The sequence below is a fragment of the Dehalobacter sp. CP genome, assembly GCF_047652685.1.
Classification (GTDB): Bacteria; Bacillota; Desulfitobacteriia; order Desulfitobacteriales; family Syntrophobotulaceae; genus Dehalobacter.
Genome location: NZ_CP157399.1, coordinates 1,807,554 through 1,834,000 on the forward strand (window position 1 = coordinate 1,807,554; position 26,447 = coordinate 1,834,000).

Genomic DNA, 26,447 nt, shown 5'->3' on the forward strand with positions numbered 1-26,447 from the left:
TTTAGAGATTAGTCTCCGTAATATCTAGACAACTTCAAATGGCGTAGGATGCATAGCATGGCTGTTTACCTGCCTTCAATATTCGTGGAATGCGCTGCACAAGCAGCACATAGGCCTGAATCCGTATCGATGAAGATCTGCTTGCCGCACTCCCGGCAATAATAGGGATGCGCTTCTCCGACAATAACCTTACCGGCCAGAAACTTGAGTGGAAACATTCGATATGCAAAGCTCAGAGCCCGGGAACCGCAGATGTCCACACAGTGACCGCATTGAACGCACTGGAGCGGCTCGTAAACCAGAAGCATCTTGTTTTCTTTCTGTTTTAGTGTGAGCGCCTGCTGCGGACATATTTTGGTACAAACGCCGCATCCGTTGCACTGGTCAGTATATCCAATTGCCTGAAAAGGCACCTTTATATTTGGTTTCTGTTTCAGTGCCTCTGCCAGCCATTGACGGGTTCTCGGAATGGTATAGGATTCTTCTGCTTCAATAGCCGGAAATGCTGCCTTGATTCTATCTTTGCCAAATTCGCGCAACCTGTTTTTCAACCCTTTTTTCGACCGGTCACGAGCAAAACGTCCGGGACCATAATCTGATTTCTCTGCGCCTTCTTCAGCAGGGAGAATCTCCAGCTTTAAGCCGGGATGATCCGTCCATTGTTGGCTGACCTCCAGATAGAAGCGCTGGCTGGCCGCTGCAGCCTGTTTATCCTGGCATTTGGAACAGTCCCCTGTAAGGATTCTGACCTGTTTGGATTCAGCCAAAAGCATTAAAACTGTCCAGGCATCCCTGTCCAGCATCCCGAGGCAGGCAATTTCATAACCGGCAGGCGCAGCCATTGGACAATTTAATACGCAATTTCCGTTTTCCAAAAGGTACTCTCCGAGGTTTTTCATGTCTCTGTCCACAAAACCGTCAGAGGGGCAAACGGCCATACAGACACCGCATTCCGTACAGCTTTCTATCGAAATCTCTTTCTTATCACCGATGGACTTATGCGGACAGGCTTCAATACAAAGCCTGCATTCCCGGGGATAGGGCTTCTTCTTGTTCAGACAGTTGTCGGGATGATACAGCATTTGATTGTATTTCTTCATAATTATTCGTATCCTTTGCGAAATTCATTTTCAATTCTTTCGAGATGACGAAGCATTCCGGCATGCGCTTCTTCAGGTAATTTTGCTTCAATCGCCTGATATATTTCCTTATGTTCCTGATAAAGAAGTTCCGACATGCTCTCTTTTTCAAAAGTATCTGCCCAATTCGTCTTCAATGTCTGGTGCATGATATCTGAAATCACATGGAGCATGCGGATCAGCATCTTATTCTTCGTTCCTTTAGCTATAGCATCATGAAAATCCCGGTCACAGGGATAGCCCTGCCGGCCCGTATTCTGACCCTTTCTGATCTCAATAAGAGAACCCCTCATTGCGGAAAGATCCTGATATTCAGCCCTTTCCGCTGCCAGTGCGGCAGCCTGGGTCTCCAGGATTTTTCTTATCTCCATCAGTTCAAAAATGGTATCTTTCTCCAGAGAAAGCACCCATGGCAAAGGAGCAATAACAGACTCGATATTATTATGTTTGATAAAGGTTCCTTCTCCGCTTCGGATTTCCAGCAAACCCATAATTTCCAAAGCACTGAGCGCTTCCCGGACAGACGCCCTGCTGACCTGCAGCCTCTCCGCTAGATCCCGTTCGGAAGGAAGCTTATCACCTGCTTTGATTTGTCCTTCAGCAACCAGCGTACTGATTTGATCAACTATCTCTTCGTAGATTCTTTTCGTTTTTGCTGGTTTCAGATTCATGCTTTCTCCCCGCAATTATCAATATTTATTTCGCATTGATTACCTATTACCTACAAATGATATAAAATAATCACCGTATACTTACTGCTTCCTTCAAAGCATTGACTTCAGAAGTCGTTAACAGTCGGTATTCTCCTGCCGTCATTTTTGGGTCCAGCTGGAGCGGGCCAAAACAGATTCTGCGCAAGCGAAAAACGGGGTATCCGACCTGCTCAAGCATTCTCCTGACCTGCCTGTTCTTTCCTTCGTGAATGGCAAGCTCAATTTCGGTCTGGTTGCCGCTTTTATCACGGGAAAGCTTCTTAATTTTCGCAGGAGAAGTCATACCATCTTCGAGGTGTACACCCGACTCAAGCGTCCTGATTGCCTGATCAGAAATATTACCGGCGACTGAGGCCCGGTATACTTTTTCCACGCCAAAACTTGGATGCGTCAGTCGAAATGTAAGTTCCCCGTCATTGGTCAGAAGCAGAAGTCCTGAAGTGTCATAATCCAGTCTGCCGACCGGATAGACTCTTTCTTTAATATTCTGGCCAAGTAAATCAATGACCGTTTTCCTTTGATGGGGATCCGTAACACTTGTAATAACACCCGCAGGTTTATAAAGCATGACGTAGACCAGGTCTTCGCTTGGTCCTGAAGAATACGTCTTAGCGTTGACTTCGATGACATCCTCAGGCGTTACCTTAAAACCCGGCTGCGTTACGGTCTGTCCATTCACTTTTACAAGTCCCTGACTGATCAGAATTTCGGCATGACGCCGAGAAGCGACGCCCAAACGAGCCATCGCTTTTTGCAAACGTTCAGATTGATCTCCGGAACAATCCATCAAAAAACCACCATTAACGAAACATCTCTCAATTGATTTTAGCAAAAAAACTGCAGAAAGCAAACCCTTAGCCAAAGACCCTGCTGACGATCCAGATTGAAGCAATCAGTCCGACTGCATCAGCGAGCAGTCCGACTTTTAAAGCATATCTGTGTTTTTTGATGCCGACTGAGCCAAAATAGACGGCAAGCACAAAAAAGGTGGTATCTGTGCTTCCTTGGAGCGTGGAAGCAAGCCGGCCGATAAACGAATCAGGTCCGTATTGATGGATCAGTTCAGTTGCAACCCCAAGGGCCCCTGAACCGCTCAGCGGCCGCATTACGGCCAAAGGAATAATGCCTAACAGGTCTGGATTCCAGTCCATAGCTAAAAAAAGAGGTCGAAGAAGGTTTATTAACAGATCCAGGGCGCCAGAATCCACAAACACTTTAATAGACACCAGCATTCCAATTAAAAACGGAATAATTTTTACGGCGGTTTTAAAGCCATTCTCCGCCCCCTCAACAAATGTCTCATATACAGGAACTTTATGGAGGTAACCATAAAGCGGCACAAAAAATAAAATAAACGGAATAGCCCATCTGGCAAGCTCAGAGATGATGGTCATAATCCGTTCCTCTTTCTAAAAAGAACATCTGCAATGATGGCTGAGGCCATGGCACACCCTGTAGCAAAAACTGTCGTCCCAATGATCTCGACTGGATTGGCCGATCCGGCTTTCATTCTGACAGCAATGATTGTGGCCGGAATAATCGTAATACAGGACGTATTCAGCGCCAGAAACGTAATCATCGCGGGACTGGCTGTTTCCTGATCCGGGTTTTCTTTCTGTAACTCCTGCATGGCCTTCAGGCCAAACGGCGTAGCAGCATTACCCAGACCGAGGATATTCGCACAGAGATTCATGACAATTGGGCCGAAGGCAGGACTATCCACCCTGAGCGACGGAAAAAGTTTTCTGACCACCGGGGCACTTATTCTGGCCAGGTGCCGGATGAGTCCTGCTTTTTCGGCAATATGCATGATACCCAGCCACAGGCTCATGACACCCATTAACTCGATTGCCACTTCTACCCCGAGTTCAGAAGCCTGAAGGGCCGACGCAGTGACCTGATCGATATTTCCATTCAGGGCAGCGACAATAATGCCGCAGATCAGCATAACCAGCCAGATCAAATTGACCATAACAGAAACCCCCTGCTTAAAATGTATGTTTTCAGCAGGGGGAATAGAAGAATAGACAATTTCAAAAATATCCCGACGATATCAGGGACATGCTGTTTCCCGGCATATATACTTTATTAGCATCTTTCTTCATACCCGTCTTCACGGTGGAATCTCTTTCTATTGACCATATGGGACAATTTATCCATTAGATTAGGCATTTCGTCAATGATGCGTTCTGCAATCATATTTCCTTCGACCGGAAGCAGTCGGACCTGATTTTGGTTTACAACCAGAAAACCTACAGGTTTTACCGATACTCCACCGCCGCTTCCTCCACCAAAAGGCATCTTGGAAGCGTTTTCATTTTTTTTCTCCTCCTCTTTTTCTCCCTCAGCGGAAGAGAATTCGCTGCCGCCGGCTGCAAAACCGCAGGATACCCTGGAAACAGGTATAATCACAGAGCCACTTGGTGTTTCGACCGGGTCTCCAATCACTGTGTTTACATTTATCATTTTTTGGATACTATCCATCGCTGTCTGCATCAGATTTTCAATTGGATGTTCATCCATAATTCCTAGTCCTCCTGTTTTTTAAGATCATTAATAGGAATTTATAGCCTGTAAAAATAATATGGCTGCTTTTTAGATTTAATATGCAGCAAAGTCTAAATAAAAATATATTTTCGGTAAAATTCGGAATTACCCGGTATATAAAGTCATCTTGCTTTAGCGAGATATACCTGTGCAGTCTTGCCGAGATAAACCCAAAGGCTGTCCAGCAGGCTCCCGTCAAGTAACCCGTCTCGGCAGCATCCCTGCCGCCAAGCTCAAGATCGACCTGGAGGGAATGAACTGTCATTTTGCAATAAAAAGAGCGGATGATTTTGGAAAAACCTTGTTGCAGCCGTCTGATACTTGCGGAGGAATAGCCGTAATGACGAACAGCCTCCCGCAGAAAATGCTTTATCAACCGGTAGCGTTTTCTGGTCGAGTCAGCATTATTTTTTGATTTTCTGCCAGGTGCTGGTTTCCCGTCAGGACAGTCGTTTTGCTGTATATTTTCTATGCTGTTCAACAGAAAATAAAGAAAGCCGGTCGAGACCATCTCCGCCGGAATGTTTATCTCTAGATTGGACCGGAACAATGCAGCTTGATAATGGATCTTCAGCACACTGCTAAAATTTTTGAAAGTATAATCGATGACCAGATTGATTTTGAACAGCGCTAAAACCAGCAGCCAAATCAAGCAAGCTGTGAGCAGTGCAAGAATCGTCATGACTTGCCTCCGCTTAGAAATATTTCGTCCTCTCTATGGTATTCCCAGTATTGTGCCGTTCTATGAAAATTTCGCCATTTTACAAAATAATTGCCAGCTTGACATCTTTCTGATATAAAAGAATAAACAGGTATTTTGTTTGAGAGGAACGATATAATGACACTATCCTTTACCGAACTCAGTTCCCACGTTGTTACCGTTCTATATATGATCAATATTTTACTGGCCTGTACCGTTATTTTTTTAGAAAGAAGAAATCCAACCTCCACCTTGGCCTGGATTCTTGTTTTATTTTTGTTCCCCGCTGGTGGAGCGATTCTATATTTTATGTTTTCTCAGAATTTGACACGCAAAAAAATGTTCCAACTCGGAGCGAAGGAACATTTGAAATACGCTGCGCTTTTAAACAAAGAAATTGAAGATCTTCAGTCCGGAAGATTGACCTTTAATGACCCAGCGATGGAAAACTACAAAGATATGATTCTGCTACATCAGATTCAGAGCCAGGCACTCTTTTCCCAGGACAATAGCGTAGAAATATTTACAAACGGCAGAAAGAAATTTGAAGACCTTTTCCGCACGATCCTCGAAGCCAAAGACCATATTCACGTTCTGTATTTTATTATTAAAAGAGATTCGTTGGGGCTGCAATTAATCAAAATTCTGACCGAAAAAGCCAAAGAAGGCCTTGAAGTCAGGCTACTGGTTGATTCCTTCGGTAACAAACTGCGGAAGGATGATTTTCAGCCGCTGATTGATGCCGGCGGAAGTGTCGAAAAATTTTTCCCTTCATTTCTGAGTTATATTAACCTGAGGCTCAATTACAGAAACCACCGCAAACTAGTGATCATTGACGGTCAGATAGGTTATATCGGCGGCTTCAATGTCGGCAATGAATACATCAACCTGAAGAAAAAGATGGGTTATTGGCGTGATACTCACCTCAAAATAACAGGCACCGCCGTTCTCAGTATGCAGACAAGATTCCTGCTCGACTGGAAAGTTGCTTCAGGTGAAAAAATCAAGCATTCGGCAAAGTATTACCCGGAACCAGCAGTTGTCGGAACGAGCGGTATTCAGATCGTCTCCTCCGGCCCGGATTCTCCCCATGAAGAAATCAAGCAGGGTTATATCAAAATGATCAACTCCGCCAAGAAATCTATCTATATTCACACGCCTTATTTTGTGCCTGACTCCAGTATCCTCGAAGTTCTGAAAATTGCCGCGCTGTCCGGTGTCGACGTAAAAATAATGATCCCGAACAAACCGGATCATATTTTTGTCTACTGGGCAACATATTCCTTTGTCGGGGAACTGATCAAAGCCGGGGCCAAGATCTATATCTACAATAACGGTTTTCTGCACTCGAAAACCATCGTGGTCGATAAAAAAATTGCCTCTGTCGGTACGGCGAATTTTGACATCAGAAGCTTCCGACTGAATTTTGAAGTCAATGCATTTATTTATGATGTCGGCATTTCGGAAAATCTCTGCAAAATTTATAATGAAGATCTGCTTTTATGTACCGAACTGACGCCCGAGAAATATGCGAAGCGTTCCGGTCTGATCAAGTTTAAAGAGTCCATTTCGCGACTTCTGGCACCGGTACTATAGCGAAGTATAAAGATTTGTTCTTACCAGGATGCTCTTACAGATAATTCTCAATTGAGAAGTTCTAACCGGTTCTAGAAAGTAGAAAGCCGACTGAACTATACAAGGTCAGCCAGTTTGGCATCCGTCAGTTTGACGAGTTCCGCCGTATCAAGTTTCACTTGCATCCCGATTTTTCCCGCACTGATAATGATGTAATCATATTCCGAGGCCATCTCCTCAAGATAGGTCGGAAAATCCCTCTTCATCCCGATAGGGGAACAGCCGCCGTGAATATAGCCCGTGAGCGGCAAAAGTTCTTTAGATTTATGCATCTCAATATTTTTGTCCCCGGCTGCCTCGGCAGCTTTTTTTAAATTCAGCTCGCAATTTCCAGGGATAATGAAAACATTGGTCCCTGTTGTTTTTCCGGTTGTAACAAGCGTTTTAAATACCCGTTCCGGGTCAAATCCCATCTTCCGGGCTACGGATACAGCGTCTATCAGTCCGTCTTCCACTTCATATTCATAGACTTCATGCCGGATCTCTTTTGATTTAAGGATCCTTACGACGTTCGTTTTTTGATTTACTGCCATTATTCTTCATCCATGCCTTATGACATCATAATTTCTTTACGTTAATGATCATTGATCACGTTCGATCTTTGCCAGACATTTTTCGCAATAACCATAAAACTTAACACGGTGGTTAATTACTTTGAATTTATTCTTCTTCATAATATTTTCTTCAATTGTTCCCAGCAAATCTTCCTCGACTTCTTTAATGGCTCCGCACTCCAGACAAATCAAATGGTGGTGCCGGTGTTCCTCGTCATCTTTCACGATATCGTACCTGCGGAATCCATCTTCAAAATCAACACCGTAAATCAGCCCCATCGCTTCCAACAGCGATAGCGTCCTGTAGACGGTAGCAACACCAATTTCGGGAAATCTATTACGGACAAGCTCGAAAATCTCCTGACTGTTCAGGTGCTTTCCCTGATTTTCCGTTACTACCTCAAAAACATACTGTCTTTGGCTGGTAAATTTATAGCCTTTTTCCTTTAAGAGCTGATTTAACTCTTTGACTGTCATAAGAAAACACCCCGTTCTCTTTGTTCTATTCAGATTTTACCATATCTTTCATCAAAAACAACCGTACCGTCGGGCTTTTGTTCAGCAGAGCTTATTTCTGTCCCAAAACAGAAAAACCGGTCAAACCGGTTAACATTCTGAATCTGATGGGTTGATTTCATTCTTCGTCGATCATGGTGATTATTATTAGATTCTTCTATATTTTATTAATTCGATTCTATTTAATTCGATTTTATTGAATACTTTAAAGTTATCAGTATAAATTTTTTAATGTATTCGCGTTAAGCAGATTTTTGAACCAGATGCAGATACAGTTTCAGATAGGCAAAGCAGTATACTCTCGTGGTGTATTCGGTCAGCGCCAGGCTTTTATCTGCGATTGTGGTTACCCAGGCTTCATAACTTCTTGGCAGTCCGACTGGGAACATATGATTGGAAATGATATCCTGTTCTTTTTTGTTCAGTTCAAAGTATTTCTGCGCATTTTTCACCGCGATCTTCGGATGATTGCGTGAATGCCGGTAGCTTTCTGCGAGCAGGTTCTTGTCTTCTCTTTTCTTAAACTTGTATAAGTAGAAGTCGTGAAGAAGTGCCCCTCTGATCGTCGAAATGACATCGAGTCTGAACTTCATGGCAATCTTATAAGACAGGTAAGCAACGTCCAGAGAATGCTCAAAGACTGAGCCATGGTGATGCGGGATCACTTTCATTTTCTGGTATTCATCGTGCTCGATAATGGGTCTGGCTACTGCAAGAAAATAATCATCATACTTTACTAATAATTTTTCCATGATTGCTCCTAACTTTATTAACTAGAACTTATTATATTAGAAACAAACCATGATTTCAATGGTCTTTTGTTACAATTTAATAGCACTTTCGTTACATTTCCGTAAACGTTTTGTCAAAATTGTAATTTCTTTATTATTATTTGGCATTATTATTTGGCATAACGCAATACTATTTTTAAGTAATTACGATTAAGTAGCTGAAAAGCACCATCATTTTTGGCGTTTTATTTTCTGATATAAATCACACCGATTGTCTTTTGGCCGCAGTGACTGGAAATCACGCAGCCTGCATTGGTGATCAGAATTTCTTTATACGGATAAATATCCTGCAACGCGCACTTCAAGTAGACGGCTTCCTCTTCACTTCCCAGGGAGTGGGTGATGAAGATTTGTTTTGAATCTACAGAATCCCGCCTGGCATTCTCAATCAATTTATCCAAGGCCTTTTTCTTTTCTCCGCGCACTTTATCAACGACAAGCATTTTCCCATTTTCTACACCGATGGTCGGCCGGATTTTCAGGACGCTACCCATTAGGTTCTGCAGAACATTACACCTGCCGCCTTTATAAAGGTATTCCAGCGTATCGATCACAAAGCTCACATGGACCTTGGCAACCGAATCCCGGATCTTTGCCGAAATTTCTTCCGCCTGGAGCCCCTGTCGGGCATATTCGGCAGCTGTAATCACCAAAGCTCCTATGCCTGTAGACAGGTTTTGGGAATCAATTACCCAGATTCTTCCCTGTGGAAATTCCGAGGCAGCAAGGGCGGCATTTTGGTAAGATGAGGACATCTGAGCAGAAATGGTGATTACAATAATGTCCTGCCCCTGATCAAAATATTCCCGAAAACATTCTGCATACGCATACGGTGAAGGAGCTGCCGTCTTCGGAAGCAACTTTTTTTCTTCCACAAGCTGAAAAAGCCTTGCCGGAATTAAGTCTATGCCATCCCTGTAGGTTTCTTCTCCAAAATCAACATGCAGCGGAACAACATCAATATCATATTCTTGAAGCAATTCTGCTGAAAGGTCATTGGTACTGTCGGTTATAATCTTAACCTTCCGCATTCACACCACTCCTAAACATTAATAACCCGGCTTTTTATACAACAGACTTTCTTTGGCCAGGATGTCGGTATTATAAACCTCTTCGGTCCACTTTTCCTTGGCTACTTCTTCAAAAGAAACCGAAATATTCTTATCGGGAATTCCCATTATTTCCGTCATCGCCTCGGCCATTTTGTCGGCTAAGGCTATTTTTTGTTCGTCACTTCGGCCGGGCCATAATTTAACGATGATATGCGGCATGATAAACTCCCCCTTTGAAATAAATTGAATAATGATTATCTATCACACTCTAAGTTATAACACAAATCTTAAAACTCGCATAGAATATTTGTTATTCCTGGTCGTCTTGCGTATTTATTGAATTCAGAAGGCCTTCCGCCTTTTCCTTCAGATTTCCCGGGATATAGATTTCCACACCGAAATTGGTCATCCCCATATAGATTCGAAGATAATCCCCGGCTTCATTGTACCTTTTATAGCAGGGAATTTCTTCAGAATCAAGGATAGATTCAATAATATCCGCCTCAATTTCATTCGCGGCTTCAGTGATTAATATCCATTCTTCAAGTTCAGCGTTACGATCTTGTTCAGCGGGTTCCTTCATTCGTATCCTCCTTTTCCGCGCCAAATTCATATCGGTATATTTTCCGTTATGATTTAATCTATAGCATAATCGAATTGAATTATCGGGGTTTGTAATCAGATCATAGTATCTATCTTATCTTTTAATAATCTCAGACGGTAGCCATTCATAGCCGTATCGCCTAGTTCCCCAAGCAACCGGTAATTCGCTACTGCACCGACAAAAGCTCCGATGACAGGTACCAGCTGCAAAAGCTTGGCGAGATCAATATAATCTCTGTATTCCTGCTGAAAAGTGCGCCAGTCAACTGTTTCCATTGAAATAGGATGCCTGTAAATGTATTCATCCCAGTCCAAAATTCTTTGAAAGACCTGCATCCGTTTCTCTCTGCTGGAAAAAGCCAGCTGAAACAGGTGCAGGATATATAGTCTTTCCCTTAAATCTTTGATATCAAATCCATAAATGCTTGCCATCTCAAATAAGAACTTAATCTTGATACTTAAGAGCAGAGGAAAATCTGCAAATCCAAGCAAGATGCCGCCTGCTCCTGTGCCCGCCCCTTCCAGACTGGCCGTTTTTTTGTAGACGCTGATTTTAGCCAAAGCAAGTCTGTCTCGTTCCTTCAGGTCAATATTTTTAAGCGGTTCCCTTGTCGTAAATTCGGATCCTGTCAAAACAGCCCCCACCATATTTTTGATCGCAGCTGTGATAATTTCATGAGCTTTATCCGGAATCAGCCTGTTCGTTCTGTTCTGAATATTTTTTGCTACCCTGTCGGTCAGCGATGCGTTCCTGGTCATTTTTCTCTGCCATTTTTTCAGTTCTGCGAGCACCTTCTCATCATATGCTTCCACCGATGTATCTCCTTCGTCGCTTATCATAAGACTATTTTACACGATTGCCGGGTCATTGGATATTTTTATTTCATCTGCTAAAGATAATACCGTAAGATTCAAAGATTATTCACTTTCAGGAGGATAAACCGATGGAAAATTATCCGACAGATTTCCGAAGAGTGCCTCAGTCTTACTGGATGGCTTCGACACCCCGGACCGAGTATCCGGCTCTGAATGAGGATGTTGAAGCCGATATTGCAGTCATTGGCGGCGGAATCGCAGGGATTACTTCTGCTTTTCTTTTAAAAAAGGAAGGATATAAGGTGGTTGTCCTTGAGGCCGACCGCATTCTTCAAGGGACTACAGGTCATACGACCGCCAAGATTACTTCACAGCATTCCTTAATCTATGCTAAGCTGCAGAAAAAATTTGGGGAAGAAAAAGCCCGACAGTATGCGCAAGCCAATGAAATTGCCCTACAGTTGATTGCCGGACTGATTCAGGATAACAACATAGACTGCGATTTTGTACGGCAAAGTGCCTATATTTTTACACAGCAGGATCGTTATATTCCGGAAATCATGGAAGAAGCCAAAATCGCTGAGACTTTCGGCATCAAAGCTTCTTTCCTGCGGGAAATTCCTCTCCCGCTCCCGATTAAAGGCGCTGTTCGTTTTGATGACCAGGCTCAGTTTCATCCGCGAAAATATTTGCTCGCACTTGCCAAGGAAATACCTGGAAAGGGAAGTCATATTTTTGAACAAACCAAAGCTGTTGACATTCAGCAAGGCACCCCTTGTTTAGTGCTCACCGATAACGGGCCAAGAATTGCTGCATCAAAGGTTATTATCGCGTCTCATTACCCTTTTTATGAGGCTATGGGTTTATTTTTCACGAGACTCTATCCCGAACGTTCTTATGCTTTAGGTGTCAGAATCAAAGGAGATTATCCCGGAGGCATGTATATTTCTGCTGAAGACCCGACCCGTTCCCTACGTTCTCAACACGACAAGGAAAACAATTTGGTAATTGTTGGCGGCGAACATCACAAGACGGGGCAGGGAGAAGATACCCACAATCATTACCTAAAACTCAGAGATTTTGCCAGGCAGCTTTTTGAGGTTGAGGATATCCCTTACCGGTGGTCCACACAGGATTATACGACGATGGATGAAGTCCCTTATATCGGTAATCTCACGACCGATACGCCTGATGTCTACGTCGCTACAGGGTTTGGCAAATGGGGAATGACCACAGGTACGGCCGCCGCTCTTATTTTCCGGGACCTGATCCTGAACAGCTACAGCCCCTGGATGAATGTGTATTCCCCTTCCCGCTTTACGCCGGTCGCCTCAGCCAAAAACTTTGTCCAGGAAAACCTGAACGTCGCCAAACACCTGATTTCCGGCAAGCTGTCATCCGTCCCGGGCATAGCGGAAATTCCCAGAGGCGAAGGCAAAATCATCGAACATGACGGCCAACGAGCAGGTGCTTATCGCGACCAGCAAGGGGTCCTGCATATTGTCGACACGACCTGCACCCATCTGGGATGTGAATTGCAGTGGAATTCAGCTGAAGCATCCTGGGACTGCCCCTGCCATGGATCCCGTTTTACCTACGAGGGTGAGATCATTGACAGTCCTGCGCAAAATAAATTAGAACACATTCAGGAGTGAGGGCAGCAATCCTCTGCTCAAGGGTTTTGAATGGTTCAAAGTCATCAACTGATATCTTGCTGGTCGACCGAAGACATTCCTTGAAATATCTGGCCAACAATATTTTCATTCCCTGCAATCAGGGATATCCCTCTCTTTTTCTCAAGAAGCGCGACTTTCCCGCCTGCTTCCTCAACAAGCAGAATGCCAGCGGCAACGTCCCAGGGACTTAAGTTAAGTTCCCAATAGCCGTCAATGATTCCTGCGGCCACGTTGGCAAGGTCATAGGCTGCGGAACCAATTCTGCGTATCCCCCTCGATCTGGGCACAAAGTATGCAAAATAGTTCGTATTGTTGTCCGGATTTTCAGACTGGTCGTATGGGAAACCGGTGGACAGCAGGCATTCCTTTAATCTGGATTTAGCGGCAACGTTTATTTTTTTGCCGTTCAGGCTGGCTCCCTGACCGGTCACCGCTTCGAAAAGCAGATCTAGCATCGGCAAATAAACAACGCCCAGCACCGTCTTTTCCTTATATTGAAGTGCCACCGATACCGCAAAGACCGGTAGACCCTGCGCGTAATTCGTCGTTCCATCCAGCGGATCAATAATCCATAGATAATTCGAATCCTTGTTCTGATGCACTCCGGATTCCTCAGACAGAATGCTGTGGCTGGGGTATTTATCCTGAATCGCTTTCAGAAAATAATCTTCCGAAAGCTTGTCGACCTCCGTTACCAAATCTACTTCTGTCGACTTCGTTTCGATATAAAGATTCTTCTTGCGGAAGTTTTTTTTCTGAAGATTACCGACTTCTCTTACCCAGGTTTTAACATTACCCAAAATATTTTCAAAGTCTGACATATCTTTCCTCCTATGATGATCGAATGACCGTGTTCATTCAGTGAGCAGTGTTGGCTGGTTTAAATGGACATCGTCACTTTGTACATTGTTTTTACCCATCTCCTTAGCATTCAACAATAGCGTGTCAACACGCTGCACAAAACTGTCCCGTTCTTCTTCCTTGCGCCAAGAATCTACTCCGAAACTGCAGGTTAGATGGCCGGAAGTGAAATCATAGTCTGATATCCTCTTTCTTATTCTTTCTGTTATTTCCACAGCCTCACTCTTATGGGTATTCGGTAGCAGAATAACGAATTCCTCGCCTCCCCAGCGGGCGAAGATATCTGTTTCTCTTATCATTCCTCTGACCAGATCCGTAACCTCCGTAAGAACCTTATCCCCAGTTAAATGTCCAAAGCAATCGTTAATTTTCTTAAAATAGTCAATGTCGAAAATCATAAGTGAAAGATCACAAGGATATCTTTTCGCATAGGAGATCCATTTATCAAGCTCATCATCAAATTTCAGCCTGTTATAGATCCCCGTTAACGGATCTCTAATGGACAGTTGGATCAGATCTCTGCCGTTTAGGAAATGGATTCTTTTAAAAAGGTGGGTCCTAAATGAAGCGCTACTGCTCAGGGCCGTCACTAATAAGATATAAAAAATTGCCGCGGGAAAATCCGAAGCATCCATTTGCTCCAAGAAATAGATCGAGGCAGCAAAAAAAGTGACCGCAATAAATACGGAGACCATGATCATATTGATCCAACGGTTCGGGACTAAACAAACCGCTAAAATAATCGCGATAATACCAAAGGCTTGAATAAAAAAATCCGGAGATTCATATTGGTAAAAGACAAAAATAAATACAACAGATGCCATTACTTCATAAAGCGTAACCCAGAAACACAGCGTTGAATACTTTTTTATGGATTTCATCCTGAAAAAAAATATACCTATCAGGATCAAATAGACGGCTCTTACCAGAAATATCAATTGAAATGCTTTCGGGTTCTTTACAAAAAAGAAGTCCGGAATAACAAAAAGGAAATATAGGATTCCCAGAAAAAGTACGATTGGCCGGAGATATTTAAATAAAACAATTAACTCAGACTCTTCGTACTCCTTCTCTAATTTTTTGTCTTTAAATTCACCGAAACGGTTTATCGTGTTCGTTTGGTTTAGCTTCATTGTTTTCCCTCTTTTGTTCTCTACTGTCCGTAATTTTCCGAGATCCACTGCTGAAGCAAATTGGCCTGCCCGGGAGAAATCACTTTTTGTTTTCCAATACTGACTGCATAGCAGGCAATCTTGGCAGCCTCTTCGACAAGCTGCGCATTGGCCAGGGCTTTATCGAGCGTCGGGCCTACCGTCAACTGGCCGTGATTGCTCATCAGTACAGCATTTTGTATGCCAAGGGTCTGGATCGTAGCCTCAGCCAGCTCCTCGGAACCCATCGGGAAAAAAGGGGCCGTTTCAAGTTTTCCACCCAGCACAGCAGCCATTTCGGCCAAGACAAGCGGAAAAGGTTCCTCCACACAGGCCCAGGCTGTCGCAAAGCAGGAATGGGTATGACAAACACCGAGCACATCCGGTCTTTCCTGGTAGGCAAGACAATGCATCCCGCTTTCGATCGAAGGTTTTCGGCTGCCATCGATCACAATCTGCTGCGTATCCATCACAACTATATCTTCCGGTCTGACCACAGAGTAATCCATCCCACTCGGGGTTATACATACATAGCCTGTTTTCGAGTCCCGCATGCTGAAATTTCCCATCGTCCGCATAATTAACCCGGACTGAAGGGCCTGTCTGGCAATATCAATGACCTGTTTCCTTTGTTCTTCCAAAAGCATGGTTCTTAATCCCCCAAGCTCAAACATTTTCAGCTATTTTATAAATCAATTCTTCCGTTTTCTCCCATCCCAGACAGGCGTCGGTAATGGATTTTCCATAGATATTCGTTCCGATCTCCTGCCTGCCTTCCACCAGATAGCTCTCAATCATCAGTCCTTTAATCATTTTATTCAACAGCGGGTCATACGTTCTGCTTGTCAGAACTTCCCGCGCGATCCGAGGCTGTTCGTAGAAGCGTTTCATCGAATTGGCATGGTTGGTATCCACAATGATTGTTGGATTAGCCAGCTGGAGCCTTTCATATTCGTAGGCGGCATAGATTAAATCCTCATAGTGATAATTTGGGATATTTCTCCCGGAGGAATCCACGGCCCCTCTTAGGATAGCATGTGCAAGCGGATTACCGGATGTCTCTATTTCCCAGCCGTTATAGATAAAATGATGCCCTTGCTGGGCGGCATAAATCGAATTCAGCATAACCGTTATGTCCCCGCTCGTTGGGTTTTTCATGCCGACCGGTGTACATACGCCGCTGACGGTTAAGCGGTGCTGCTGATTCTCCACAGAGCGGGCACCGACTGCAATGTAACCCAGCACATCGAGAAGATACGTGTAGTTCTCCGGATAAAGCATTTCATCAGCTGCCGGCATATGGAATTCCGACAGGGCTCGGATATGGAGCTTACGGATGGCTATAATCCCCTCGCATAAATCAGGTTCTTTGCTCGGGTCGGGCTGATGGACCATCCCCTTATAGCCTTCCCCCGTAGTACGGGGCTTGTTGGTATAGATCCGCGGGATGATCAATATCTTATCCTTGACTTTTTCCTGCATGACAGCGAGCTTTCCAATATATTCACATACCGAGTCCTCATTATCCGCCGAACAGGGTCCGATGATCAGAATAAAGCGGTTATCCTTGTTTTCTAAAATATTGCTGATCTGCTCTTCCCTGTCCTGTTTTATTTTTTTTATATGTTCAGGTAACGGTATCTGTTCAATGATTTCCTCGGCCGTTGGTATTTTTTTGATAAATTTCATATTCATTAAATGCATTCTCCTTTTATATCATCAAGAAGGCCGGTAAATCGGATAAGTCTGAACCGAACCGATCCTGCAGCATGATAATATTAACTATTATATTAGGAATTATAGTACATTCTGGTTCTTTTTAACATCTATTAATTTGCATGAAATCTTTAAGGCCATTTTGAATACGCTGAAATGTTCCTAGTCCTTCAGATTAAAGGATTGCTTTAAGTCCCCTTCCGCTACATTCTTTGCTTGAACCTCTACTTCGATCTCTGCTTCCCGAAAGGCTTTCCGCCAGTCAGCCTCGACTTCCTTCCAAGCTGACGGCTCATGACGGTGCAGGTGCTGCATCAAACCCAAAAAATCCGAGTCATACAACCTAGCTTTTGAAATGCTCTTTAACATCGCCTCTCTGATGCTTTCTGCAGCGGCTGCTTCCATTTGCTTGACATTTTTCGTGGAGATTTGGATATTAGCGGTTTCAGGAATTGTCCCGAAAGTTTGGATTAATATATGAAAGACTGGTTTTCCATCAACCATTTTTGCTTTGATTTTATGCTTGGAGACCCCCATTTGGTAACTGATTATCTGGGAGCCGTATTCAAACTTAAACGTCATTAGGCTGTCTTTAGAATCATGCGTCAGAAGCAAGTATCCTTTAGACTCATCCCTGTCCAGCCAGCCAACAAGTTTGTCGCTTCGAAATACGCCAAAGCCTTCAATCATAATACTATCGCTTTGATTTACATCATTCCATTTAATCTGCGGCAGCACCGGATCCCGGTCCGGGCTAAGGAGCCATTGACAAAATTCCAGATAGGTAACCCCTCTTGAAACTCCCGTACGAAGCGCAATCTCCTGCTGTTTTTTTATCTGCTTAAAAAGATTCGAAACAAGTACCGGCTTGGCCTGAAGAAAAAGCCCAGCATTTCCTTTGGTCACAAATAACAATTCATTGGGTCTGCTTTCAGGAAAACGCAGAAAGTTTTCCGTCACCTTGGCCGTCACTTCCTTAGCCATATTCTCCCCGTAAATGAAAAATACTGAATGGCTACTGGTCTGCAAACGCGGTAGCTGTTTATTTATATCCATTACGCTTTCCATAAATGTTTCAGCTTCCCCTTCCCCTTTATACACCAGATCCGTAGATTTGCTGGAAGACGCACCACCGTCTGAATTACTGGAGCTTGGCGGACGAATGATTACCCATTGACCCTCATACTTTTCCTGACCTTTTTCGGACGAGTAATCGATCGCCCCGCCAGTCAGCATAGCCAAATCCTCAACCTCATTTCTACTCCAACAGCCTGTAAGGAAAAGCAAACTCAGCATCAAAAGAATCATCCGGGCATATCTTTTTGCTTTTGATGTCACTGCATACAGCCTCCTTTTTTCTTTCTGATTAATGTAATAGCAAGCAGCAGTAACGGCAGTACAGCTTCAAATAACAAAGATATGTACGGCCAGTATTTTGTCAGGAGTTCCAGCAGCGCCATGGTGTTGGGTACAAGGAACGCTGCCCCTGAAAATACGATAACCATCACTGAAGCGGCAATAAGTTTCGGATGCTTTCTGCCGACTGACTGTCTGGCTGCGAGTATCGTTACATAAAAAAGCAAAGAGGATTTGACCATGATCCCAGTCAGCCATAACGGCAATACCAATAATTCTATACGTTGAATGTAATTCCCGTACTCAATTGTTTTCACAGTAAACCATATCGGAAAAATCATTTGACCGGCCACATCCGCCCCTAAGACAGTCAGTACAACCAGCGATCCGAAAGTCAACAAAAGCATTGTGCTAATAACCGCGTAGGATGCCTTCTTCAGCACTTCCTGAGGTTTGTTCATCAGAGGGATTAACATCAGCAATACGGCAATCTCGCCATACCATTGAACCGGTATCCATATATTCTGCATCACCGGACTGATCCCGTCTTCCAAAATAGGAAGCAGACTGTTTGGATCTGCTTTCGGAATCGCCAAGATACAGGCCATTAGATAAGCAAATACAAATAGAGGCAGGATGAATTGGTTCATCCGCGCAATCACTTCAATCCCTTTTTGCGCAGAATACCAGCAAATAAGTACAAATACCAAATTGATAGGAATGCCCGGCGTTCCAAATAAAGCGGATACGGTTAAAAATTCCGAAGTTTCCCTAACGACGAGGATATTTAGGACAATAAAAAATAGGATATAGGAAACAGCCAGCGCCTTGCCTCCGATTTTTCCTAGAATGAGCGGCAGATATTCTGCTATTGTGAGTCCCGGAAACCGCTGTGCCAGCTTGGCCAAAATGATCAATATGCCAAAAGTCAATATCCCTGCTCCGAGGATCTCTAGCCAGGAATTTTGTTTGGCTGTCAGCGCAGTTAATCCCGGAATAAACAGGATTGCGGTTGAGGTCATCACAATAAACAGCAGCATCGCGGTTTGCGTACCAGATATTCGTTCCTTGCCTATTTTCTATTCCCCCTCTTTTTAAGTTTCTGCTTCAACTGATTAGCATCGCTGCGCAAAGGTTCCTTGCCTCCGAAGAACCTGGGTCGGGTAAGCATTGCCCACCAGGGCACCCGGATAACGGTATCTTTCAGATCCCGCGGTGTCAGCGGCGCGATGGGCGACAAATACGGTACCCCAAAAGAACGCAGACTGCAAAGGTGGGTAAGCAGAATCATCAGCCCAAAGATAATTCCCACAATTCCAAAAACGCTGGCCATAATAATTAAGCCAAAACGGATGATCCGGATGCTGGTTCCGACATTGTAATCCGGGAACGTAAACGATGCAATCGCTGTCAGACCGACAACTACCACTGAAGTCGGACTGACAATCCCGGCATCGACTGCGGCCTGCCCGATCACCAAACCTCCTACCGTACTGACTGCCTGGCCGACAGTCCTCGGCAATCGCACCCCGGCCTCACGCAGAAGTTCAAAAACCAGTTCCATTAAAAATATTTCCATAGAAATGGGCAGCGGCAGATTTTCCCTAGCTCCGGCTACCGTATTTAGAAGGGATATCGGAATAAGCGTCTGATTGATAGAAAACGCTGCAACTGTAATTGCAGGAACCAGTAAAGCGATATTGATTGCGATGAAACGGCCTATTCGTGCAAAAGAACCAAACAACGCACTGTAGTAATAATCCTCAGAAGCCTGTATCAATGCTATAAAAGTACATGGAACGATTAATACTGAGGGTGAATTGTCGACGATAATGGCAATTCTGCCTTCAAACAGCGAAGCTGCCGCCTTGTCCGGCCGTTCTGTATACTGTACAAGCGGAAACAAACTGATTGGCTCATCGGAAATAAATTCTTCAATATAGCTGCTGTCCAGAACGTTGTCGATCGTGATGCCTTCAATACGCGATTTAACTTCGGCTACAACCTTTTCATTCGCTACTCCCTGAATATAGCAAATATTTACCTTCGTTTTAGACAATGTTCCGACTGTCATGTTCTCGGCCTTCAGACGGCTGGTCCGGATCCTGCGTCTCAAAAGACTTAAGTTTGTTCCGATATTTTCTACGAAACCATCCCTAGGCCCGCGAATGTTTGGTTCGGTCGTCGGCTCATTGATCTGTCTGATGTTATAGCCCTGGACAGAAGCTTTAATGCCAATCGGGTACCCGTCAATAATCAGAACGAGATTGTCCTCCAGCACAGCGTTTACTGCTTCGGAAATCAAAGATAACGTATCGGCTTTGTAATTGGATAGCAGATGCTGAAGAACAATGTCGGGTATGTCACCGGCGTTTGTTCCGAGACTCGTATCCGTACTAATCCCTGTGTTCGTCCTGGGATCTTTTTTTGTTTGGAAATCCTTTTCCCTTGCAGAAACCTCCAGCATGATCGGCTTTAAAATGGCGTCATTAATAATTTCGGGCTTACACAGGCTGTCTGCGTACACAATAAACGCTTTGATTTTTTTGGTAGAGTGCAGCTGAAATTCTCTGAAGGAAATATCCGAACATTTTTCAAAAATCTGCTGCAGGGCCTGCCGGTTATGTCCAATTGCGCTTGACAGATGCTCCCCAGCTTGGGATCGTTCATCAAGCAAAGGTTTTTCTTTTCCTATATTCTTGCTGCGTATTCTCGTGATAAGCTGATCAAACATCCTGACATCTACCGCCAAATTCAAGTATTCTATCCTGATTAGTTTGGCTATTAATGCAGTTTTTACTCTAATCTGAAGAAGATACCGGCAGACAATCACCGGATAACAGACAAATCAATAAAGCATAAGGAACGAGGGCGCAACAGAACTTAAGTCCCGTTGCGCCCTCGCCAAAAATGAGCTGTTCTACTCTTCTTCCCTGAAATATTCCATGCTTGTCTTTTTCAATTCAGCATGACTGAACAGCATCTCATACTGTCGTATGCCTGTAACCTTAGAAATTCTCTCCATTGTTTTCCTGCACTCCGACGGTGAATGCCCATGGATCATGGTAAATAGATTATAAGGCCAATCTGGAAGATCAGGGCGTTGATAGCAATGGCTTACTTCCTTAAAGGCGGCCATGATGTGACCGGTTTCTTCAATCTGCGCTTCTGGAACAACCCATACCCCCATCGCATTTGAAGTAAATCCGGCTTTTCGGTGATACAGGATGGCACCAAAACGCCGCAGCACCCCGTCACGCTTATAGTCCTGGATTCTTGCCCGGACACTTTCTTCTGACCATCCCAATCTGGAGGCTGCCTCAGAAAAAGGACAAAGCGACGGAGCCAAATCACCCTGCAAAATGCGGATTAAGGCCTTATCCTCCTCCCTGGCCTGAAAAGCAGGCCGCCCTTCCTGAGACGAATAGTCGGTATTTGCAATGGGCAGCTTATTCTTTGTACGCTTTTCCAGGTCAAACAGCACGCCTATCTTGAACAGCCGGATAGCGGGAAGGCTGTAAACTTCAGGACTTCCCAAAATATTCTTTGCCTGCTCCAAAAGCTGCATCAGCCCAACCTGTGACCGGGAGATGACCGTAAACCACATATTGTAACAATGATCCCGCAAATAATTATGCGTAACTCCGGGGACTTCCATTAAAAAATCCGCAAGAATGGATATTTTTTCTTCCGGGACCTTAGCCGCGCAAAGCGTGCTGAAATACCCAAGACGACGAGAATCAAAGACTCCACCTATCCGCCGGATCATTCCTTTTTGCCGGAGCTGGTTAACCCGCTGCCATGTTTCTTCTTCGTTTAGCCCCAGCATCTCTCCCAAAACCTGATAAGGACGTTCCTCAACCGGGAAGGCCGCCTGGATTCTGGTCAGCAAAATCCGGTCCTTTGTCTCCATTTAGCAACTGACCCCCTTGCGGCCGTGGTATAAACACCAAGGCTCTTCAGCCATGTAGTCACCGTTTTCATAAAAAGCAGCACGAGCCCGGCAGCCTCCGCAGACTTTTTTATACCCGCAGCTGCCGCACCCGCCTTTATACTCCAGCGTGCGCAGTTCTTGCAAAACCAGATTGCTGCGCCATATTTCATCAAAAGGTGTGTCCCGGACATCACCGAGAGGCAGATTCAAATACGCACAGGGCTGTACCTGACCCTTCGGGCTGATAATGCAATATGCTGTTCCGGCCAAACAGCCGCGACTGAACCGGGTGTTTACCCCCATCTGTTTGGCAATTCGCATAAACTGCGGTGCACAGGTTGGTTTCAGTTCAATATCAACGGTTTGCTGCTTCTTCATGATCCTGGTCAGCACTTCTTCGTAAGCTTCCGCCCTTAAAGACTCTTCTTCTATAGACACTGCCCGGCCTGTCGGCACCAGAAAGAAAAAATGATGCGCCACTGCTCCCTCCCGGACCGCAAAATCCGTAAGTGTTTCCAGTTCATGTGCATTCCAGTCCATCACTGTTGTATGCACCTGGAAAGGAAGTCCCACTGCCTTGCAATTGCGCATACCCTGTACAGCCTGGTTCCAGGCTCCGTCATAGTGACGGAAATCGTCCTGCTTTTTTCGATTCATTGAATCAAGGGAAATTCCCATTCCCATGGCGCCGGCTTTTTTAAGCTTTGCGGCAAGATCTTCCGTCAACAAAGAACCATTGGTTCCGAAGACAGGCCGTAAACCAAGTTCTTTGGCATAGGCGACTAGTTCAACAATATCTGGGCGCATGAGTGGTTCACCGCCGCTAAAAATCATTATCTTAAACCCTGCTTTGGCGATTTGTTCCAGCAGTGTCCTGGCCTCAGCCGTGTTGAGTTCCTCTTCGGCCCGGCATCCGGCATCGCGGTAACAGTGATCACAATACATGTTGCAGGCATTCGTCGTATTCCAAGAGACAATCATATTCTTCTTCCTCTCCTAACGTCAATCATTAACTGCAGTCTTTTTTCCGATCTCTTCATCCGTTAAGTAACAGGCCGGATCAGATTCCCAAAAATCACCTGTCACAGCCTCTGCCCTGGTACGGAAATTACCGTTGCAGAAATCTAAATACTGGCACTCGGCACATCGCCCTTTGAGAAGCGGTTTACGGTCTTTCAAACCTGCCAGCACTGGTTGGCTCAAGTCAGTCCAGATATCTCCGAACTTTCTCTCTCGGACATTGCCAAACGAGATATGCTGCGTAAACTGATCCGGATGTACATGCCCTGAAGGATCAACTTCTCCGAACGCAATCCCAGAACGATTTCCGCCATTGCAGCCGATGAGTGTCTTTATTTTCTCCGCTCTGGCCGGATCTTCACATAAAGCCCGCAAATAGAGATAAACACCATCGGCGTGATTATCAACTGTCAGGATTTCCTTGTGCAGTCCGCGTTTTTCAAAGTCTCTTGTTCTGCGGATAATGGTATCGAGCGCCTGTCTCGACTCTTCAGGAGCAATATCATCAGCGACCATTTGCTTACCCCGTCCGGAGTATACCAGATGGTAAAAACAGACACGGTCAATTTTTTCTGCTTCAATAAAATCAAAAATGCGATCCAGTTCCTCATAATTATGACGGTTAATCGTAAAGCGCAGACCAACGCGCTGATCTGCCTCCACACAGTTCCGGATCCCTCCCATAGCAGCCGCAAAAGCCCCTTCTCTGCCCCTAAACTTGTCATTCACCGCTCTCAGACCGTCAAGAGATACTCCAACATAACCTACGCCGATTTCTTTGATGCGCCGGGCAGCTTCCGGTGTTATCAACGTACCGTTCGTAGATAAAGTTGGTCTGATTCCTTTCTGAGCCGTATAGGCGGCAAGTTCAAAAAAATCGGGTCGCATCAAAGGCTCTCCGCCTGAAAAAAGCAAGACAGGAACGTGAAATTCCGCTAAATCATCAATGAATCTCCTGGCTTCTTCCGTTGTCAGTTCTCCGTGATATTTCCGAGAATCTGAATCCATATAGCAATGGACGCACTGTAAATTGCAAGTCCGGGTTGAATTCCAGACAACCACCGGTCCTGAATCACCTGTTGCTCCGTTTCTGGCCCCATGAGCATGCTTACTATAGCGCAAGGAATCTCCAAAATATTCGGTATCAAATAACAGCTTCGTAACACTAATCATGTTTATGCCCCCAACTATTTCCAATTAAATAAAACCTTTACTTATAAACGGTACCCCGGATTTTTCCCATTGATAATTCTCTGATAATTGATGCTATTGGGACAATGAGGATGCTTGGCTCTTCGTACAATTATACAGCATAAAATCAAAAATGGATAATGTAAGTTACACTAATATAATTTTAAGAATTAATGTCTATATTATCAGTAGGAACCTTTATTTTCAAAACAAATATAGGTCTGCAAAATAATTAACGCCGTGACAGGCAAAAAGGAGAAATATCTTTATGAAACTACGAAAGAAATCCCAAGCAAGAAAAAAACTCCCCAGAAGTTCGATTTTCATGTATATCGCCTCTGCTTTTATAGCTGTTATCGCTGTTGCACTTTTAGTCAATAATGTTGTGTATTTCAACAACACCATTTCGCAGTATACCACGCAAGGCTATCCATATGAAATGGTCGCCAAGGAATTGATTCCCGGTCAGCTGCTCCCCGGAATCTTCCAGCCGCTTAGCATCCTTGGCATTGCTGTAGTCCTGTATGGTGCAGGTCTCATCAATCAAAAAATCACCGGATACTTCCATTCATGTTCTAACAGTGAAACCGTGGTCCGTGCTGAACCCGCAGTGGTAAATACAAACACCGTTAATGCCGCAGCTGAAGATATCGTATCTGAGGACCAGGCTGAATCCCCTGCTGCAGTGCCAGAGCAAATTGAATCTCAAACTGTAGAAGTACAAGCCACCGAAGACAGCACCGACAACAAGGACAACACGGATAAATAGAACCTCATAAAAAAAGAATCGTAATAAGACAAGTCTTAAGCCTATGGCGTTATGCCATAGGCTTTATGCGTATATTTTTTCAGTAAAATACGTGTCCTTCTGATCATCAGTATAACTAGAATAATCAAGACAATGGTCAGTGCTGCAGTCAGAAAAAATTTCTGGGCCGAGGTTAAAAAGGAAACGGACAGAATAGCAACATTTTAAACGGTAAAAAATACCATTCTAAAATCTCAAAATAAGTGCACTCTATATAAAAAAGGAGTATTCTAAATGCTAAAAATAGGCAGGAGCAAAGATACAATTATCATTGGCCTTCTAGGAGGTTTAATTGGAACGATTGCTATGGATGTATCTAATTTATTGATTTTTAAGGCAGGGAAGACTGAAACACTATATGGTCATATAGCAGGTGGATTATTTGTAGCTCCGTATAGAACAAAACGACGCGAGAATTTCATATTAGGTCAATTGGCACATTTAGGTATAGGCTCATTGTGGGGAATTCCCTTAGTTTATACGCTTAAGAAAACTGGTAAAGATCATTACTTGATAAAAGGAGCAGTCATTTCTATGCTTTCTTTGGGCACGCTTATAGGTGGGCAGAAAGTTGGTTTCTTAAAAAAATTCCGCTTAACGAAAACGTATTATTCAGCAATCTGGAATCATCTTCTTCATGGTTTAGTTTCTTCTCAGACCATTGTAATGTTAGCCAACCCAACTGTGATTAAAAAAACAAATGCCCGTGAGAAGGATACATCCTTCTCACAGGTCAAAGGTTCCAATATACATCATTCCTTGGATACCAAAAATACCGCATTGGATACCTCAGGGAATCCTTAGTTTCGGATCCAACTTTTCCGCCCATATCTCTTCGAGAAGCTGAAGGTCTTCTTCAAATTCCTTCATGGTCTGGGTATCTTTCATTTCGATTTCTTCCAGAATTTCAAACTTAAAGGCCTTGGCCCCATATTCATTCCATTCCTGTTGAAGTTTTGTCAGCACACAGGATCCGGTATCTTTGGAAAAATCAAAACGGTTCTGGAACCGCCTGATATTAACAGCGCCCTGCAGAACATACCTGCCGTTTTCATTATTGGTAATCATAAAAGCTCCACCGGAAGTTTTCCGTTCCTTATATTCATTGCGGAGCTCCCTCTTCCGGTCGGATGTACCCGCCATCGTCTAATACCCCATTTCCTTCAGCAGTTTGGAAAGCGTACTCAAACGTTCTCCGATTAATTCATCGTCATTGCTGAGTACTTGCCTGAACAGCTTGATGTCTCCTTCAATCATCGGATTATCCATACACACGGCTACGGTCATTGCATCTCCCTGCAGCCCGATCCTGTCAATGACAGGTTTCTCAGGATCATACATTTTTTCATATCGGTAGGCCTCACGAAAATAAAGTGTCGATTTGCAAATCAGGATCGCAAGATCGATCACACGGTGAAGCGGAAGCTCTTCGGACTGTCTTGACCATTTTTCTCCGGTGAACCGCCAGACCTTTGCGGATATCTCCAGCTTCCCCCTGTCATTCCACTGGGCCAGCCCCAGGGATAATCCTTTGGCGTCAGAATCATAGGCATTTCTGCCGTCAATCCGTTCATAGTCTTCCGATACAATCACAGGTTTGTGTTTCAGCGTCGTCGGAATCTTCATAAGTTACCTCTCCAATTTAGCAAAATTTTATTTTATCATTTC

At 44.2% G+C, this 26,447-nt stretch carries 30 protein-coding genes; 4 read left to right on the forward strand and 26 right to left on the reverse strand.

Annotated elements, in window-relative coordinates:
* Positions 1-65: 65 nt before the first annotated feature.
* The 7 genes from AAH944_RS08975 to AAH944_RS09005 all read right to left on the reverse strand — a co-directional run bounded on the left by AAH944_RS08975 (position 66) and on the right by AAH944_RS09005 (position 5,081).
* Entirely contained in the window at positions 66-1,100 is a 1,035-nt protein-coding gene (locus tag AAH944_RS08975; protein WP_415534476.1) for a 4Fe-4S dicluster domain-containing protein, read from the reverse strand.
* A 2-nt stretch (positions 1,101-1,102) separates the two neighbouring features.
* On the reverse strand, positions 1,103-1,810 hold the full coding sequence (locus AAH944_RS08980; RefSeq protein ID WP_415534478.1) for a FadR/GntR family transcriptional regulator: 708 nt from the start codon (positions 1,808-1,810) through the stop codon (positions 1,103-1,105).
* Between the two features lie 70 nt (positions 1,811-1,880).
* On the reverse strand, positions 1,881-2,639 hold the full coding sequence (locus AAH944_RS08985) for a pseudouridine synthase (protein ID WP_015043067.1): 759 nt from the start codon (positions 2,637-2,639) through the stop codon (positions 1,881-1,883).
* Between the two features lie 67 nt (positions 2,640-2,706).
* The gene (locus tag AAH944_RS08990) at positions 2,707-3,246 is read right to left on the reverse strand and encodes a spore maturation protein (RefSeq protein WP_368294296.1); all 540 of its coding nucleotides are present in this window, start codon (positions 3,244-3,246) and stop codon (positions 2,707-2,709) included.
* Complete coding sequence (locus AAH944_RS08995) at positions 3,243-3,824, reverse strand: nucleoside recognition domain-containing protein (RefSeq protein ID WP_415534481.1); 582 nt, start codon at positions 3,822-3,824, stop codon at positions 3,243-3,245. The genes AAH944_RS08990 and AAH944_RS08995 overlap by 4 nt, the downstream gene beginning before the upstream one ends.
* 116 nt (positions 3,825-3,940) lie before the next feature.
* Complete coding sequence (gene ytfJ / locus AAH944_RS09000) at positions 3,941-4,375, reverse strand: GerW family sporulation protein (protein WP_015043070.1); 435 nt, start codon at positions 4,373-4,375, stop codon at positions 3,941-3,943.
* Positions 4,368-5,081, reverse strand: coding sequence for a DUF2953 domain-containing protein (locus AAH944_RS09005; RefSeq protein ID WP_415534483.1), 714 nt, complete (start codon positions 5,079-5,081; stop codon positions 4,368-4,370). The genes ytfJ and AAH944_RS09005 overlap by 8 nt, the downstream gene beginning before the upstream one ends.
* Before the next feature lie 156 nt (positions 5,082-5,237).
* On the opposite strand from AAH944_RS09005, the gene cls reads away from it, so the two are divergent.
* Entirely contained in the window at positions 5,238-6,695 is a 1,458-nt protein-coding gene (gene cls / locus AAH944_RS09010; RefSeq protein ID WP_415534485.1) for a cardiolipin synthase, read from the forward strand.
* Positions 6,696-6,790: 95 nt separating this feature from the next.
* Here the strand turns inward: cls and ybaK are convergent, their stop codons facing one another.
* The 7 genes from ybaK to AAH944_RS09045 form a co-directional block, all read right to left on the reverse strand.
* Complete coding sequence (gene ybaK / locus AAH944_RS09015) at positions 6,791-7,267, reverse strand: Cys-tRNA(Pro) deacylase (RefSeq protein WP_368294292.1); 477 nt, start codon at positions 7,265-7,267, stop codon at positions 6,791-6,793.
* Positions 7,268-7,315: 48 nt separating this feature from the next.
* Positions 7,316-7,765, reverse strand: a complete 450-nt coding sequence (locus AAH944_RS09020; protein WP_368294291.1) for a Fur family transcriptional regulator — start codon at positions 7,763-7,765, stop codon at positions 7,316-7,318.
* A 281-nt stretch (positions 7,766-8,046) separates the two neighbouring features.
* Complete coding sequence (locus AAH944_RS09025) at positions 8,047-8,556, reverse strand: HD domain-containing protein (RefSeq protein ID WP_368294289.1); 510 nt, start codon at positions 8,554-8,556, stop codon at positions 8,047-8,049.
* Positions 8,557-8,780: 224 nt separating this feature from the next.
* Positions 8,781-9,626 carry a DegV family protein gene (locus tag AAH944_RS09030; protein ID WP_368294288.1) on the reverse strand — a complete coding sequence of 282 codons (846 nt, stop codon included), beginning with the start codon at positions 9,624-9,626 and terminating at the stop codon, positions 8,781-8,783.
* Between the two features lie 18 nt (positions 9,627-9,644).
* A complete protein-coding gene (locus tag AAH944_RS09035; protein ID WP_025205828.1) occupies positions 9,645-9,866 on the reverse strand; it encodes a tautomerase family protein in 222 nt (73 codons plus the stop codon).
* 91 nt (positions 9,867-9,957) lie between these two features.
* Positions 9,958-10,230 (reverse strand): putative signal transducing protein, encoded by a 273-nt coding sequence (locus tag AAH944_RS09040; protein ID WP_368294287.1) that lies wholly within the window; start codon positions 10,228-10,230, stop codon positions 9,958-9,960.
* Between the two features lie 95 nt (positions 10,231-10,325).
* The gene (locus tag AAH944_RS09045) at positions 10,326-11,063 is read right to left on the reverse strand and encodes an EcsC family protein (RefSeq protein WP_415534489.1); all 738 of its coding nucleotides are present in this window, start codon (positions 11,061-11,063) and stop codon (positions 10,326-10,328) included.
* A gap of 131 nt (positions 11,064-11,194) precedes the next feature.
* On the opposite strand from AAH944_RS09045, the gene AAH944_RS09050 reads away from it, so the two are divergent.
* A complete protein-coding gene (locus tag AAH944_RS09050) occupies positions 11,195-12,721 on the forward strand; it encodes an FAD-dependent oxidoreductase (protein WP_415534491.1) in 1,527 nt (508 codons plus the stop codon).
* 44 nt (positions 12,722-12,765) lie between these two features.
* Here AAH944_RS09050 and AAH944_RS09055 read toward each other — a convergent pair whose 3' ends face one another.
* The 10 genes from AAH944_RS09055 to nirJ1 all read right to left on the reverse strand — a co-directional run bounded on the left by AAH944_RS09055 (position 12,766) and on the right by nirJ1 (position 23,953).
* Positions 12,766-13,563 carry an inositol monophosphatase family protein gene (locus tag AAH944_RS09055; RefSeq protein ID WP_415534493.1) on the reverse strand — a complete coding sequence of 266 codons (798 nt, stop codon included), beginning with the start codon at positions 13,561-13,563 and terminating at the stop codon, positions 12,766-12,768.
* 33 nt (positions 13,564-13,596) lie between these two features.
* On the reverse strand, positions 13,597-14,736 hold the full coding sequence (locus tag AAH944_RS09060) for a GGDEF domain-containing protein (RefSeq protein ID WP_415534495.1): 1,140 nt from the start codon (positions 14,734-14,736) through the stop codon (positions 13,597-13,599).
* A 20-nt stretch (positions 14,737-14,756) separates the two neighbouring features.
* The gene (locus tag AAH944_RS09065; protein WP_415534497.1) at positions 14,757-15,401 is read right to left on the reverse strand and encodes a class II aldolase/adducin family protein; all 645 of its coding nucleotides are present in this window, start codon (positions 15,399-15,401) and stop codon (positions 14,757-14,759) included.
* A gap of 19 nt (positions 15,402-15,420) precedes the next feature.
* On the reverse strand, positions 15,421-16,449 hold the full coding sequence (locus AAH944_RS09070) for a 3-deoxy-7-phosphoheptulonate synthase (RefSeq protein WP_415534499.1): 1,029 nt from the start codon (positions 16,447-16,449) through the stop codon (positions 15,421-15,423).
* A gap of 183 nt (positions 16,450-16,632) precedes the next feature.
* Complete coding sequence (locus tag AAH944_RS09075) at positions 16,633-17,808, reverse strand: Ger(x)C family spore germination protein (protein ID WP_415534501.1); 1,176 nt, start codon at positions 17,806-17,808, stop codon at positions 16,633-16,635.
* A complete protein-coding gene (locus tag AAH944_RS09080) occupies positions 17,805-18,902 on the reverse strand; it encodes a GerAB/ArcD/ProY family transporter (protein WP_415537836.1) in 1,098 nt (365 codons plus the stop codon). The genes AAH944_RS09075 and AAH944_RS09080 overlap by 4 nt, the downstream gene beginning before the upstream one ends.
* On the reverse strand, positions 18,899-20,560 hold the full coding sequence (locus AAH944_RS09085) for a spore germination protein (protein ID WP_415537838.1): 1,662 nt from the start codon (positions 20,558-20,560) through the stop codon (positions 18,899-18,901). Before AAH944_RS09085 ends, AAH944_RS09080 begins: the two co-directional genes overlap by 4 nt.
* A gap of 186 nt (positions 20,561-20,746) precedes the next feature.
* Positions 20,747-21,739 (reverse strand): Lrp/AsnC family transcriptional regulator, encoded by a 993-nt coding sequence (locus tag AAH944_RS09090; RefSeq protein ID WP_415534503.1) that lies wholly within the window; start codon positions 21,737-21,739, stop codon positions 20,747-20,749.
* Positions 21,740-22,741 (reverse strand): putative heme d1 biosynthesis radical SAM protein NirJ2, encoded by a 1,002-nt coding sequence (nirJ2, locus tag AAH944_RS09095; RefSeq protein ID WP_415534505.1) that lies wholly within the window; start codon positions 22,739-22,741, stop codon positions 21,740-21,742. It lies immediately after the preceding gene.
* Positions 22,742-22,762: 21 nt separating this feature from the next.
* The gene (gene nirJ1, locus AAH944_RS09100; protein ID WP_415534507.1) at positions 22,763-23,953 is read right to left on the reverse strand and encodes a putative heme d1 biosynthesis radical SAM protein NirJ1; all 1,191 of its coding nucleotides are present in this window, start codon (positions 23,951-23,953) and stop codon (positions 22,763-22,765) included.
* A 286-nt stretch (positions 23,954-24,239) separates the two neighbouring features.
* Between nirJ1 and AAH944_RS09105 the strand changes: the two genes are divergently transcribed.
* On the forward strand, positions 24,240-24,740 hold the full coding sequence (locus AAH944_RS09105; protein WP_415534509.1) for a hypothetical protein: 501 nt from the start codon (positions 24,240-24,242) through the stop codon (positions 24,738-24,740).
* Positions 24,741-25,013: 273 nt separating this feature from the next.
* Positions 25,014-25,583 (forward strand): hypothetical protein, encoded by a 570-nt coding sequence (locus AAH944_RS09110; RefSeq protein WP_415534511.1) that lies wholly within the window; start codon positions 25,014-25,016, stop codon positions 25,581-25,583.
* On the opposite strand, the gene AAH944_RS09115 is transcribed toward AAH944_RS09110, so the two are convergent.
* Entirely contained in the window at positions 25,569-25,922 is a 354-nt protein-coding gene (locus AAH944_RS09115; RefSeq protein ID WP_415534513.1) for a GIY-YIG nuclease family protein, read from the reverse strand. The genes AAH944_RS09110 and AAH944_RS09115 overlap by 15 nt on opposite strands.
* 3 nt (positions 25,923-25,925) lie before the next feature.
* Positions 25,926-26,405, reverse strand: a complete 480-nt coding sequence (locus tag AAH944_RS09120; RefSeq protein ID WP_415534515.1) for a DUF6530 family protein — start codon at positions 26,403-26,405, stop codon at positions 25,926-25,928.
* Between the last annotated feature and the right edge of the window lie 42 nt (positions 26,406-26,447).